Source organism: Pedobacter sp. JY14-1 (genome assembly GCF_029269825.1).
Classification (GTDB): domain Bacteria; phylum Bacteroidota; class Bacteroidia; order Sphingobacteriales; family Sphingobacteriaceae; genus Pedobacter.
Map to the genome: position 1 here is coordinate 219,281 of NZ_JARJHU010000005.1, position 14,349 is coordinate 233,629.

Below are 14,349 nucleotides of genomic sequence, written 5' to 3' on the forward strand. Positions count from 1 at the left end.
AACAACATGAAAAAAACAATTTTGGCGTTAGCATTAGTTGCAACAACTTTCGGCGCATTTGCACAAAACACAACTCCAGCTGCAAAACCTGCTACCAAAACTGAAGTTGCGAAGCCTAAACATCATAAAAAAGTAGCGAAAAAAGCAGAAAAGACCGAAGTAAAGTCAACTGAAACTAAAAAAGCCGGTAAGTAGCCCCAGGTTGGTATATTTCTAAGTAAGGCCGTCTGCTTCCTAGCAGGCGGTTTTTTTTATCTAAGCCCAGCTAATCCATCAGCACAGAGACAGAAACACCCACGCAATTACATTAACTGGCAGAACAGCAATAATGAATGGAATTTTTTCTAAGTTTGAAATAAAATTCTGAAACCGCAACGAAGAGCAAGCTTTGGCAAAGATCAAGAAAAATTCTCACAAGGTACTCTACCGCAAGTATTCTTCTAACATCAAATACGTAATGATGGTGTTTTCGGTGTTCATCATTACGCTGTTCCTGCCCAAACAACCTCGATTTCGATACGAGTTTGAAAAAGGAGAGATATGGAAGAACAAAGACCTCATATCGCCATTCACCTTTGCCATCCTGAAGACCAATCCCCAGATCAGTACCGATAAAAAAGACGCACTGGAGAATGTGCTGCCCATTTATACCCTGAACAGAGCGATGAGGAGCAATATTGAAGAGGCTTATCTGACCGAGTTTGACGTAAAGTGGCGTAGCAACAACCTTCCGGAAACAGAAAAAGAAAGTTATAAACAGGCATCCGTAAAGCTGTTGCGCAGTATTTATGATAAAGGGATCATTGCGCTCAACAGCAGGCACCAGAACGAAGGACAATATTATGATTTTTCGTTACTGGACAACAATGTAAGCAAGACCTACAGTACACAGGATGTATTTACGACAGCCAGCGCGCTCGAGTATTTTAAAGATAAGTTTGCCTCTACTGATCTTAGGATAAAGGATATGGTAGTAAACCTCATTGAAGACCACCTTAAGCCAAATATTGTTTTCGATGAAAAAATGACCTCCTTGCTGCAGGAAACTACAGTAAACAGCATTTCTATTACACGCGGCATGGTGCAGAAGGGGGAGCTGATCATTGCAAAAAACAATGTAGTCGATGAAGAGACTTTCCAGAAACTGCAGTCTTTCAAGGAAAGCTATGAGGCACAGACCAAGACGATAGGCGACAGCACACTTGTATACCTCGGACAAGTGCTGCTGGTTGGTTTCATTACCAGCCTGCTGATGGTATTCCTGAAGCTGTTCCGAAAGGATATCTTCGCGGATAACCGGCAGCTTTCGCTGCTGCTGCTGGTCACAACCTCAATGTTGCTGGCCCTGACCTGGGCCATTAAGCTCAACTTGCCGAGCCTGTATTATATCCCTTTTGCGATCGTCCCGATCATCATCCGGATCTTGTTCGATACACGCCTCGCCTTATACCTGCATTTACTGGTGATCCTGATCGCAGGCTTCTTCGTGCCGAACAGTTTTGAGTTTGTGTTTTATCAGACGACGGCGGGTATGGTAGCGATCTACAGCATCCGGAACCTGGTGAAGAGAGAACAACTGCTGCTGTCTGCATTGTATATACTATCTGCGTATTTCATTTCATTTCTTGGCATTGCCCTGCTGCGTGAAGGCGCTGTAAAACAGATTGAATGGTCGAATTTCATGCCCTTTGTCGTCAGCGTACTGCTTTCATTGCTTGCCTATCCCCTGATTTACGGTTTTGAGCGGTTGTTTGGCATCACTTCAGATGTAGCCCTGATCGAGCTGACCAATACAAACAATAAGCTATTGCGGGAACTGGCCTTCAAGGCCCCGGGTACGTTCCAGCACTCCCTCCAGGTGGCGAACCTGGCCGAGGCCGCCATCTTCAAGATCGGCGGCAATTCGTTACTGGTACGGGCCGGAGCACTATACCACGATATCGGTAAAATTGAAAACCCCCAGTATTTCATTGAAAACCAGAATACGGGAGTAAGCCCGCACGATAAACTGCCTTATGAGCAGAGTGCGCAGATCATCATCAAGCATGTGCATAAAGGCATAGAGATCACTCGCAGACATCAGCTGCCGGAGAGCGTGATCGATTTTATCCGGACGCACCATGGCAATACCCGAGTAGACTATTTCTATCAATCCTTCCTGAAGAATTCTCCGGAAAAATTCGTAGACGAAAACATTTTCAGATATCCCGGGCCGATACCTTTTTCCAAGGAAACAGGCGTATTGATGCTGGCAGATTCAGTGGAAGCAGCGTCGCGAAGCCTGAAGAACCCGGATGCGCAGAACATTAATGACCTCGTAGAACGCATTATCGACTATAAGCTGGAACAGAACCAACTGGACAATTGCGACCTCACTTTAAAGGACATTGAAACTATAAAGCTGATATTCAAGACGATGTTGATGAGCATCTACCATGTGCGTATTGACTATCCGCAAAACCTGTAATTTTTATGGTTAAAGATTTGACTTTTTTTTTGCAGTAGTCTTTGAATTACTATATTTGCAGACCCCAAACGGAGGTTAAAGGAGAGGTGCCTGAGAGGCCGAAAGGAACAGTTTGCTAAACTGTCGTACTGGAAACGGTACCGCGGGTTCGAATCCCGCTCTCTCCGCAAAAACTTTTAAAAGCGCGTGTTCCTGGAACACGCGCTTTTTATTTATAGTATAATCCTATCCGGACTTAATAGCTAACCATAAGATCAGATAACTTCAAGTTCGGGTAACTCGCTTAAACCCAAAATGACTGCAGATGTAGTAGTCCAAGGTTAAAATTCCCTAACTTTGGCTTTAACTAACTTAATATAAGCATGAGAGAAGTAGTCATTGTTTCAGCGGTACGTACACCAATAGGCAGTTTTGGGGGTTCACTGGCCGGTTTTTCGGCAACCCAGCTGGGTGGTTTTGCCATTAAGGCAGCCGTTGAAAGGGCCGGCATCAGTCCCGGTGCAGTTCAGGAAGTATATATGGGCAATGTGTTGCCGGCCGGGCTGGGCCAGGCTCCCGCAACGCAATCTGCTAAATTTGCGGGATTACCGGACGTACCTTCGACCACTGTCAATAAAGTATGTGCATCAGGTACCAAGGCCATTATGCTGGCCGCACAGAGTATTGCGCTTGGCGAAAACGATATTGTCGTTGCAGGCGGCATGGAAAGCATGAGTAATGTACCTTATTACCTGGATAAAGCGCGTATGGGCTATAGGCTCGGCCATGGGCAACTGACCGATGGCCTGCTGAAAGACGGACTTTGGGATGTTTACAACGATTACCACATGGGTTCAGCGGCTGAACTGTGCGCCAGTGCATGCCATATCAGCCGTGAAGAACAGGATGCTTTTGCAGTAAGTTCATACCAGCGGGCCCAGGCTGCGCAGCAGTCGGGCAGGTTCAGCAATGAACTGGTGGCTATTGAAATAAAGGACCGCAAAGGTGAAATCAGCCTGATAGACAAGGACGAGGAACCCTTCACAGTAAAATTTGACAAGATCAGCGGACTGAAACCGGTCTTTAAAAAAGACGGTACGGTGACCGCCGCCAATGCATCAACATTAAATGACGGAGCAGCTGCCCTGGTACTGATGAATGCGGATAAGGCCAAGGAACTGGGCCTGAAACCAATGGCAAGGGTGCTGGCTTATGCAGATGCACAGCAGGCACCGGAGTGGTTTACTACTGCTCCGTCGAAAGCAATCCCACTGGCCTTAAACAGGGCGGGAAAACAGCTTTCCGATGTAGATTTTTTTGAAATTAATGAAGCTTTTTCTGTAGTTTCACTGGCAAACAACAAGGAGCTCGGACTGGACGGGGCTAAAGTGAATGTCAACGGCGGTGCAGTTGCACTGGGGCATCCACTGGGTGCCTCTGGTGCAAGGATCGTAGTCACATTGCTTTCTGTGCTGGCGCAAAATGAGGGAAAGATCGGTGTAGCGGGTATTTGTAACGGCGGCGGCGGGGCCAGTGCAATCGTTGTTGAACGGCTTTAAAAGATGCATAGAACCCTGAAGACTTTTTTGTTCCGGAGCTTTTTATTATGCTGTACCAGCCTTACGGCACATGGTCAGCACAGCTTCAGTTTTAATAACGGGCCACTGATGGCGCGGTTTCAGGACTCCTTGCTGATGATCAGCAGGCAAACCTTTGATGCACCTTCCAATACAGAGCGCTTTGCTTCCAATGCGGCCTTTATCCGAACGCTGGTCAACGCGCTGAAGACACCCTATTCCTATCAATATGGCTTCGACTCGCTGAAAAACATTTCCATTCTGAAGTCTCCTGACCAGAAATTCAGGGTATTTACCTGGTATGTGCCGCTTGACGACGGCACATACCGTTTTTTTGGCAGCATACAAATGGCTACCACCGATGGTAAGCTAAAGCTGTTCCCCCTTATCGACCAGACAGAACAACTGAAGGATGCGCATGCGGTAACAGGTAATAAGGAGTGGTTCGGGGCACGCTATTATGAGGTCCTGCCACTGGTACAGGCTGGTAAGCCGGCCAGCTATATCCTGATCGGCTGGAAAGGCAACAACAGCAAGACCTCAAAAAAGGTGATCGATATCCTATCCTTTGAGAAGGACGGTCCCCTATTTGGAAAAGCGGTCTTCGACGGACCCAAAGGCACAAAGCCGGGAAACAGGATCATCTTTGAATACAACCGGGGCAACTCGATGACGCTGACCACAGACAAAACAGTGAATATGATCGTTTTTGACCATCTGGCGCCAATGGCACCAGAAATGGAAGGAAATTTTGAATATTATGCATCCGATCTGAGTTTTGACGCGTATAAAATAGTAAACGGAAGGCTCAGGCTGATAGAAAATGTAGAACTGAAGAACGAACCTAACGTAATGGATGAATTTTATGCCGATCCAAAGGATAAATCGGTGAAACCTGTAAAAAAGCTGTAGGGAAAGCTGTTAAAAATTGTAAACACGTTGGTGAGTTTCGGGACATTAAGTATATTGCGCATCGACTGGACTCATCATACAGGCAGCTTTGGCTGAAAAAGAGGTCAACTAAACAAACTAAATTATACATACAAAAACTAACATGAGTACTCAAACTTTGGATACCCCAAACGATTTTTTTGAAAATAAGGTACTTGGGCATCCGGCTGGACTGTTCGTGCTGTTCTTTACCGAAATGTGGGAACGCTTCTCTTATTACGGTATGCGGGCATTGCTCGTGCTGTTCCTGACTTCGGCGATTACCGATGCCAACCCGGGCTGGGGATGGCCAAGGGAACATGCGCTGGCCATTTATGGCTCCTATACCGGCCTGGCCTACCTGACCCCGATCCTGGGCGGTTATATCGCAGACAGGATCATCGGTTATCGCTGGGCGGTAGTTGTCGGGGCCTTCTTAATGACGCTGGGGCATTTGTCAATGGCGATTGAGATCAACCATGCTTTCATGTACATAGGCCTATGCCTGCTGGTGATCGGCAATGGTTTCTTCAAACCGAACATGACTTCGATCGTGGCGCAGATGTACAAAAAACATCCCGAGAAAAAAGATGGTGCTTATACAATATTTTACATGGGTGTGAACTCGGGTGCTTTCCTGGGCATGCTGCTTTGCGGCTACATCGGCGAGCATCCGGACTGGGGCTGGAGCTACGGCTTCGGACTGGCCGGTATCTTTATGTTCATCGGTATGCTGCAGTTTTACTTTACCCAGGGCATTTTCGGAACCATCGGACTGAAGCCTCTGAAAGGCGATGTGGTGGATGAAACGGAAGATCCTTCGGAAGCCAGAAGAAACCCTTTCTCGGGGTTTGACCTGGTACTGATCGGACTGGTTTCGGTGATCGGGCTGGCCTGGATCATCAACGACCCGATGTCAAAGATCACTTCTGCGAATCTTTTTGACTTCACGGTATTCGGAATTGACGGCAGCACCTTTATGATTTCGGTAGCACTGGTATTGTTCGTGTTCACGCTGATCAAGAGGATATCTCAATATACACCGGTACTGCGCGACAAAATGATCGCAGTGGTCATCCTCGCCTTCATCACCATATTCTTCTGGGCCGCCTTTGAACAGGCGGGCGGATCCATGACGATCTTTGCTAAGGATTATACGCAAAGGATACTGGAGGGCAATGCGAAAGTGGTGTTCAATGTGGTCAACACACTGATCACTGTGGTTCCGCTGGTGATCATTACCTATGTACTGTTCAGGCTGTTTTCAAGAACTTTCTCGAAATATGCACTCGGCAATATTATCCTTACGCTGAGTTTTGTCATCATCTGGGGTCTGGTCATCTATATGCTTAAAAATCAGTATGCCGATGTGAAGTCTGAAGTGCCTGCCAGCTGGTTCGGTATCCTTAACTCTTTATTCATTATCAGTCTTGCCCCCATCATTTCGAAGCTTTGGGAAAGCAGGTATAACCCTTCTGCTACCTTTAAAAATGGTTATGGCATGATCCTGCTGGGCATCGGCTTCGCGGCCCTGGCTTACGGTGCCAGCACAATACCACAAGGTGCCAAGGTGGCCCAGGTAAGCATGATCTGGTTGGTCCTGGCCTATTTGTTCCACACATTAGGCGAGCTGTTCATTTCCCCTGTGGGCTTGTCTTACGTGAGTAAACTGGTACCTGGCAGAATGATCGCGATCATGTTCGGTATCTGGTACCTGGCGATTGCGATCGGCAATAAGATTGCCGGTACAATGGGCGGCAAAATTGACGAGATCACCTCACAATATTCCATGACGACCTTCTTCCTGATCTTCACCTTCATCCCGGTAGGTCTGGGTGTGTTTATCATTCTGCTCACACCTGTAATGAAGCGGCTTATGCATGGGGTGAAGTAAAACAAACGGAATTATGACCGGACAACCAACACTGGAAGACATCCAGGATTTTAAGGGCAAATATCCCAAACAGCTTTGGGCGCTGTTCTTCTCGGAAATGTGGGAGCGTTTCTGCTTCTATGGGATGCGGGGCATGCTGACTTATTTCATGGTGACACAACTCTTCATGAATGACAGAGATGCCAACCTGCAGTATGGTGCCACACAGGCCTTTGTTTACGCATTTACTTTCGTAGGCGGTCTATTTGCCGACAAGATACTCGGCTTCAGACGTTCGCTTTTCTGGGGCGGCATACTGATGATCACCGGCAGCCTTATACTCGCCACCGATCCGCATAAGTTTTTTTTCCTCGGCATTTCGTTCACCGTTATCGGCACCGGCTTTTTCAAACCGAACATTTCTACCATGGTAGGGACACTGTATCGCGATGGTGACCATAGACGGGACGCGGGTTTCTCACTGTTCTACGCCGGGATCAATATCGGTGCGCTCATCGGCGGCTATCTTTGCATCGCCATTGGCAAGGGCGAATTGCTGAACTCGATCGTACCTGCCGGAAGCACCTGGAACGTGGCGTTTGGCCTGGCCTCCATAGTTATGGCCATCAGCCTGATCACCTTTATATTCACGCAAAAGACCCTTGGACCGATTGGTCTGCCGCCAATGGTACGCAAAGGATATACCTACATTGTTTACCTCGGTTCGCTCCTGGCGATCCCGGTGATCATGACAATGGTATCCAAAACACAATACACCGATTATTTCATGTATACCATTGGTCCGGCTACGCTCCTTTACCTGCTGTATGAAATGTTCAGGCACAGTCCTGAAGAACGCAAAAAACTGGTAGCCGCACTGGTATTTATCCTGTTTTCCATTGTCTTCTGGGGTATATACGAACAGAGCGGGGGCTCGCTCAGCCTTTTTGCGGCACGTAACCTGGACAATCAGGTACTTGGCTTCATCAAGTTAGATCCCAATGGGGTAAATAATTCTGCGAATTCTCTTTTCATTATCATTTTCGCGTTCGTATTCGGATTCATCTGGCTCGGACTGGCCAAAAGAAAGCTAGAACCGAATACACTGATCAAATTCGGGCTGGGCTTTCTGTTTCTGAGCGGCGGTTACTTTGTTTTCTATGCTACGCGGTTCTTTTCAAACGGTGTAGGTATCGCATCACTTGATGTTTTTACTACCGCCTACCTGCTGGTTACCTTCGGAGAGCTTTGCCTCTCTCCCATTGGATTGTCCATCATGACGAAGCTATCGCCGAAACGGCTACAGGGTGTGATGATGGGCATGTGGTTCCTCGCCAGCGCCTACGGCCAGTACGTCGCCGGTATCCTTGGGGCGGGGCTTTCAACCGCAGATGAAAACGACAGCCTGCAACAGAAACTGATCACCTTCACCGATGGTTACCGTCAGCTGGCCATTTATGCCCTGGTTGCCGGAGTGCTGCTGATCGTCATCTCTCCCTATGTGAAGAAACTGATGCAGGAAGTGAATTAACTTCAGAAGAATACCTATTTTCGCAGACCAAAATATTCAACGTGTCGGATAGCTTAGTCATTATTCCCACCTATAACGAGAAGGAGAACATCGAAAAGATCATCAGGAAGATTTTCTCTCTGAACCACTTTTTTGAGATCCTGATTATTGACGATGGTTCTCCAGATGGCACTGCGGACATTGTAAAACAGTTGCAAACAGAATATCCGGCACTGCACCTGGAACAGCGCAGTGGAAAGCTGGGCCTGGGCACAGCCTATATACATGGGTTCAAATGGGCACTTGAAAGGCCGGAATATGCCTTTATCTTTGAGATGGATGCGGATTTCTCGCACAATCCGGAAGATTTAATCAAGTTGAGGCAGGCTTGCCTTGACGGAGCGGACGTAGCCATTGGTTCTCGTTACGTAAAAGGAGTAAATGTAGTGAACTGGCCAATGAGCAGGGTACTGATGTCTTACTTTGCCTCTATGTATGTACGTCTCATCACAGGTATCAATATACAGGACGCAACGGCGGGCTTTAAGTGCTACCGGCGGAGGGTCCTGGAAAAGATCCCGATAGAGAAGATCAGATTTGTAGGCTATGCCTTCCAGATCGAAATGAAGTTTACGGCAGTCAAGTATGGTTTTAAAGTGGTCGAAGTGCCGATTATTTTTACCGACCGGACTGAAGGGGTTTCCAAAATGAGTACACGCATTTTCAGAGAAGCGTTCTTTGGGGTCATCCAGATGAAGATCTGGAGCTGGTTCCGGAAATACAACTAGCGGGCCTCCTGTACCAGCCTCCTTACCTTCTAGTTTCTCTGTTCTTTCCCTTCCCGCATCATTTCCCCAAAACTGAGGTTTCTGTCCATAGCAGAGACGATCCTGACCAATCGTTTAGTACGTGTAGATTCCGTTTTGGCTGAGTTGAGCCAGTTGACGTACCAATTGCGGTGCGATTTCGGCAGGTCCATAAATCTCTCGAGCAATTGCGGCTCATCTGAAAGGCAAAGCTCAAGGTCTTCCGGAATCTCAATCTGAAATCCCTTATGTTCCTCAACTGCAACCTCTACGCTGGCACCGGCCTCTTTTCTAAGCTGCTTGCGCAGACTTGCCTTCAACGCGAGGATGAAGTCCCCGGCTCCCATTGGCGTTGTGGCCATACCGGAAATTTCTACCTGGTCTATGCGGCCCCTGATACGGAAACTCTGCCGGCAACCGGGTTTGATCTGGTCGGCAAGCGCCTGGGGAATAAAAATATAGCTCCAGCCGCTTTTCTCTCCCATATCGCCAAACTTTTCTATTTCAGCTTTAAAAGTGATCATTGCACTAATTTAGAAAATCAGTATCAGAAATTCAGTCTTCATCGCAATCTGGCTTATATCCCCATCAGCCTGCTCAAAATTTCTCTTCAATACCCAGGCCGAAAAGCGCAAAGTCATATTTGACCGGATCATGAGGATCAAAACGCTGCAGTTCCGCCGTAAGCTCAACGGCCGTGCGCCAGTCAGTCTGCCTGCGGGAAATCAGGCCCAGTTTACGCGCCACACGGTCTACATGGACATCGCAGGGGCAGATGAGGTCAGCAGGCCTGAGCGAACGCCAGATACCGAAGTCTACACCTTTATCGTCCTTCCTGACCATCCACCTCAGGAACATATTCAGCCGCTTGCAGGTAGATTTCTGTAAAGGAGAGGAGATGTGCTTGATCGTTCTTCGCGGAAAATCAGGCAGGGAAAAAAAATATGCCCGGAAATAATTGAGCGCTTTCTCTATGCGTGGTATCTGTAATTCCCTGTCTGAAAGTAAACAGGCGGCAGAAGCATATTCACCGTTATTTTCTATCGGAGCAGAAAGGTACGCTGCTTCCCGACGGAATTGATCAAGGCCGTTATATCCGGGAAGCAGGTCATCGCCAGGGGGTAAAAAGGCAGTTTCCAGGCTGGCTGACTGCTGGTAATGCTGCTGGAGGAAAGCCATGAAATACAGCAAATCCGTATCGTTGAAGGTGCGGTGCTTGAAACCAAGCAGGGATTTCAGGTCTTGTTCGCTGTGGTGCAGTACAAACTGATAAGGGTCATTGTCCATACGGCTGAACAGTTCCCGGCACTTATTGATGATGGTCCTGCGTTGTCCCCAGGCAAGTATGGCAGCAAAAAAGCCAGTGATCTCAATATCCTGCTTAAGGCTGTAGGCATGGGGAATACAAACAGGATCATTGGGAATGAAGTCCGGGCAGTTGTATTGCCCGGACTTCATGTCCAGAAAATCCTTTAATGCTAAAAATTCCAATTTCCTTTATTTCAATGCCTGTTCAAGATCGGCAAGCAGGTCTTCAATATCCTCGACACCCACACTTAACCTCAGCAGGTTATCCGTTACCCCCACTTTCTCACGTTCTTCCCTGGGAATAGAGCCGTGAGTCATCGTAGTGGGGTGATTGATCAGGGATTCTACCCCGCCCAGTGATTCCGCCAGGGTAAACACCTTAAATGATGAAGCGATACGGAAGGTTTCCTGAAGGTCGGCACCCTTTAAAGTAATGGAGACCATACCTCCGAATCCACGCATCTGGTTTTTTGCGATCTCATGATTGGGGTGATCGGTAAAACCCGGCCAGTAAACCTTATCGATCCGGGGATGGTCCTTCAGATAACGGGCCACTCTTTCTCCATTCTCACAATGTGCCTTCATCCGCAAATGCAGGGTCTTAAGGCCCCTGAGGACCAGAAAGGCGTCCTGAGGACCAGGAGTAGCCCCGCAGGCATTATATACGAACCAGAGATTCTTATACAGCTGATCGTCATTGACCAGTAATGCACCCATCACCACATCAGAGTGCCCGCCAAGATACTTGGTAACGGAATGCATCACGATATCGGCACCCAGGTCGATCGGGTTTTGCAGGTACGGCGACGCAAAAGTATTGTCCACCGCCAGCAGCAGGCCATGTTCCTTGGTAATGGCCGCCATACCCCGGATATCGATAATGCGCATTGTCGGATTGGTCGGCGTCTCTATCCATATCATCCGAGTATGCGCGTTGATATAAGGCAGGATGTTTTCAGGACTGGAAAGGTCGAGAAAATGAAATTTGATGCCATACCGTTCATAGACCTTAGTGAAGATCCGGTAAGAACCCCCATAAAGATCATTTCCGGTAATGACCTCATCACCCGGCTTCAGCAACCTGAGTACGGCATCGGTTGCGCCCATGCCACTCGAAAAACACAGTCCATATTTTGCATTTTCCAATGCTGCCAGACAGTCTTCCAGTGCCTGGCGCGTAGGGTTAGTACCCCTGGAATACTCATAACCCTTGTTGTCTCCCGGAGACTTCTGCCAGTAAGTAGAAGTCTGGTATATCGGGGTCATTACGGCTCCGGTAGTTGGATCTGGCTCCTGGCCGGCATGGATGGCTTTTGTAGCAAATTTCATAATTAAAGATCTTAATAAGCCCTTGCAAACAGCACGCGTTGCGTGGAAGGTTTACCCGAGTAGATACAAACCCCATCTTCCAGCGGATTGTTCAACGGGATACAACGGATCGTAGCCTTCGTCTCTTCCTTGATTTTTTGCTCTGTCTCAGGCGTTCCGTCCCAGTGCGCCGAGATAAAGCCTGCCTTTTCGTCAAGCAGGGTCTTAAACTCGTCATAAGAGTCAGCTTTGGTAATATTCGCTTCCCGGAAGGCAAGGGCCTTCTGAAAGATGCTGTTCTGAATGTCTTCCAGCAATTGCGGAATAAAGATCTCCAGCCCTTCCTGCGTAACCGTCTGCTTTTCGCGCGTATCACGGCGGGCGATCTCTACAGTGCCGTTCTCCATATCACGTGCGCCAATGGCAATGCGCACCGGCACTCCCTTAAGTTCATATTCGGCAAATTTAAAGCCCGGACGCTGGGTATCACGGTCGTCGTACTTCACGGAAATGCCCAGACGCTTCAGTTTTGCATAAAGGATATCGACAAAAGCCGTGATGTTCTGCAGTTCCGCTTCCGTTTTATGGATCGGTACGATCACGACCTGGATCGGCGCCAGCCTGGGCGGCAGTACCAGCCCTGCATCATCGCTGTGCGCCATGATCAGCGCGCCCATCAAACGGGTAGATACGCCCCAGGAAGTGGCCCATACATGGTCAAGCTTGCCTTCCCTGCTGGTAAACTTCACGTCAAATGCCTTGGCGAAATTCTGGCCGAGGAAGTGAGAAGTACCGGCTTGCAACGCCTTACCATCCTGCATCAGGGCCTCAATGCAATAGGTGTCCAGGGCACCTGCAAAACGCTCGTTAGGTGTCTTTACACCCTTTACTACGGGCACGCCCATCCAGTTCTCGGCAAAATCTGCATAAACATCCAGCATTTTACGCGTCTCCTCGATGGCTTCATCAGCAGTAGCATGTGCAGTATGTCCTTCCTGCCACAGAAACTCAGTAGTCCGAAGAAACAAGCGGGTACGCATTTCCCAGCGTACCACATTAGCCCATTGGTTAACCAGGATCGGCAGGTCGCGGTAAGATTGTATCCAGCCCTTATAAGTGTTCCAGATAATCGTTTCAGAGGTCGGCCTCACGATCAGTTCTTCTTCCAGCTTTGCAGTCTCATCTACGACAATATTGCCATTGCCATCATTTTTCAGACGATAATGTGTCACAACGGCACATTCTGTCGCAAAACCTTCTACGTGAGCAGCTTCCTTAGAGAAAAATGACTTTGGGATGAACAAGGGAAAATAGGCATTGCTATGTCCGGTATCCTTGAATTTTTGGTCGAGAATGGATTGCATTTTCTCCCAGATCGAGTATCCGTAGGGCTTTATGACCATACATCCCTTCACGGAGGAATGTTCAGCCAGGTCTGCCTTTATAACAATGTCGTTATACCACTGGGAGTAGTCTTCATTTTTGCTGGTAATGCCTTTGCTCATGTCTTATATGGAACGTTTTTTGTGTTAAACAGATGTTAAATAGCTTGTACTATAAGGGGCAAATTTATAAATTTATACCTACAAAAAAATCCGAGACACACAAACATCACATAGTTATGAAACCTAACCAATTATTCAAAGGAATGCTGGCCCTGGCTACGGTCTTTCTGGCATCCTGCGCTGCACCGAGGATGGCCGGGCAGGGCAATACTGATGATGACGTTTATAACTCTACCGCTAAGGCGAAGATATACACGCCTGCACCGGTAAGGTCATCTGAAAGTACACCGAGTGCGACATCTCGGTCGGGCGACTATACTGACGAGCAATACCAGGAAAGTGACTATTACGGAACAAGCGACCCGTATTACGACATGGACTATGCGTCCAGGATCAACAGGTTCTATTACGCAAGCCCCTGGAGGACTTATTACGACCCTTACTTCTACAGTGGCTGGTATCCTTACAGCAGCGGCTGGTCAGTAGGGATCGGTTTCGGGTCCTTTTATAACAATTACTGGAACTATCCTTATTCCGGATGGGGTTATCTGTACAATCCTTTCTGGGGATTCAATAACTGGGGCTGGAACAGCTGGGGTTGGAACAACTACTACGGTGGCTATTTCGGGGGCGGCTGGGGATATCCCGGTTATTATGGGGGCGGCTTTTATACCGGCAGAACAACCAACGTGCCTGATTACAGGCCGAGACCAGGGCTGGGCAGGGAAAACGGCATCGGCACCTACCGTGACGGACTGGGCAGACCCGCATCCGGACGTGGTGCGGTAAGGACAGACCAGAATGGTGTGGTCACCCGCCGGAGCAGAGCCGAGATGTATGACGCCAACGAGAATGCCGGTACGAATGGCCGCGTCAGCAACCGCAGGACCCAGGAAACCACACAGCCGGCCCAGAACAGCAGACCGACCAGGACCGAAAGCTACACGCCTCCTGCACGTCAGCCGGAGAGCAGGCCAAGCTATACTCCGCCACCTGCTTCCAGGGGCAGCAGTTCAGGAAGCGGTAGTTCAGGCGGCGGTGGCGGCACCAGGTCAGGAAGAGCCGGAAGAGGCTAATCAAGGTTTT

General features: G+C 48.4%; 12 protein-coding genes and 1 tRNA gene. 9 read left to right on the forward strand and 4 right to left on the reverse strand.

Annotation, left to right across the window (positions count from 1 at the left end; all coding sequences use genetic code 11):
- Positions 1-6: 6 nt before the first annotated feature.
- The 8 genes from P2W84_RS11380 to P2W84_RS11415 all read left to right on the forward strand — a co-directional run bounded on the left by P2W84_RS11380 (position 7) and on the right by P2W84_RS11415 (position 9,124).
- On the forward strand, positions 7-195 hold the full coding sequence (locus tag P2W84_RS11380) for a hypothetical protein (protein ID WP_276090261.1): 189 nt from the start codon (positions 7-9) through the stop codon (positions 193-195).
- A 265-nt stretch (positions 196-460) separates the two neighbouring features.
- A complete protein-coding gene (locus P2W84_RS11385; RefSeq protein WP_276090695.1) occupies positions 461-2,467 on the forward strand; it encodes an HDIG domain-containing metalloprotein in 2,007 nt (668 codons plus the stop codon).
- Between the two features lie 80 nt (positions 2,468-2,547).
- A tRNA-Ser gene (locus P2W84_RS11390) sits at positions 2,548-2,634 on the forward strand.
- 195 nt (positions 2,635-2,829) lie between these two features.
- The gene (locus P2W84_RS11395) at positions 2,830-4,005 is read left to right on the forward strand and encodes an acetyl-CoA C-acyltransferase (protein WP_276090262.1); all 1,176 of its coding nucleotides are present in this window, start codon (positions 2,830-2,832) and stop codon (positions 4,003-4,005) included.
- Positions 4,006-4,008: 3 nt separating this feature from the next.
- The gene (locus tag P2W84_RS11400; protein WP_276090263.1) at positions 4,009-4,935 is read left to right on the forward strand and encodes a hypothetical protein; all 927 of its coding nucleotides are present in this window, start codon (positions 4,009-4,011) and stop codon (positions 4,933-4,935) included.
- Positions 4,936-5,077: 142 nt separating this feature from the next.
- Complete coding sequence (locus P2W84_RS11405; RefSeq protein ID WP_276090264.1) at positions 5,078-6,847, forward strand: peptide MFS transporter; 1,770 nt, start codon at positions 5,078-5,080, stop codon at positions 6,845-6,847.
- A 13-nt stretch (positions 6,848-6,860) separates the two neighbouring features.
- A complete protein-coding gene (locus P2W84_RS11410; protein ID WP_276090265.1) occupies positions 6,861-8,357 on the forward strand; it encodes a peptide MFS transporter in 1,497 nt (498 codons plus the stop codon).
- A 41-nt stretch (positions 8,358-8,398) separates the two neighbouring features.
- Positions 8,399-9,124 (forward strand): polyprenol monophosphomannose synthase, encoded by a 726-nt coding sequence (locus P2W84_RS11415; protein ID WP_276090266.1) that lies wholly within the window; start codon positions 8,399-8,401, stop codon positions 9,122-9,124.
- Positions 9,125-9,153: 29 nt separating this feature from the next.
- Here the strand turns inward: P2W84_RS11415 and P2W84_RS11420 are convergent, their stop codons facing one another.
- From P2W84_RS11420 to proS, 4 genes are all read right to left on the reverse strand, one after another.
- Complete coding sequence (locus P2W84_RS11420) at positions 9,154-9,666, reverse strand: YdeI/OmpD-associated family protein (protein WP_276090267.1); 513 nt, start codon at positions 9,664-9,666, stop codon at positions 9,154-9,156.
- A 73-nt stretch (positions 9,667-9,739) separates the two neighbouring features.
- A complete protein-coding gene (locus P2W84_RS11425) occupies positions 9,740-10,633 on the reverse strand; it encodes a TIGR02757 family protein (protein WP_276090268.1) in 894 nt (297 codons plus the stop codon).
- 6 nt (positions 10,634-10,639) lie between these two features.
- Complete coding sequence (locus P2W84_RS11430; protein WP_276090269.1) at positions 10,640-11,779, reverse strand: cystathionine gamma-synthase; 1,140 nt, start codon at positions 11,777-11,779, stop codon at positions 10,640-10,642.
- Between the two features lie 11 nt (positions 11,780-11,790).
- A complete protein-coding gene (gene proS / locus P2W84_RS11435) occupies positions 11,791-13,263 on the reverse strand; it encodes a proline--tRNA ligase (protein WP_276090270.1) in 1,473 nt (490 codons plus the stop codon).
- Between the two features lie 116 nt (positions 13,264-13,379).
- Between proS and P2W84_RS11440 the strand changes: the two genes are divergently transcribed.
- Positions 13,380-14,339 carry a hypothetical protein gene (locus P2W84_RS11440; RefSeq protein WP_276090271.1) on the forward strand — a complete coding sequence of 320 codons (960 nt, stop codon included), beginning with the start codon at positions 13,380-13,382 and terminating at the stop codon, positions 14,337-14,339.
- The last annotated feature ends 10 nt before the right edge of the window (positions 14,340-14,349 follow it).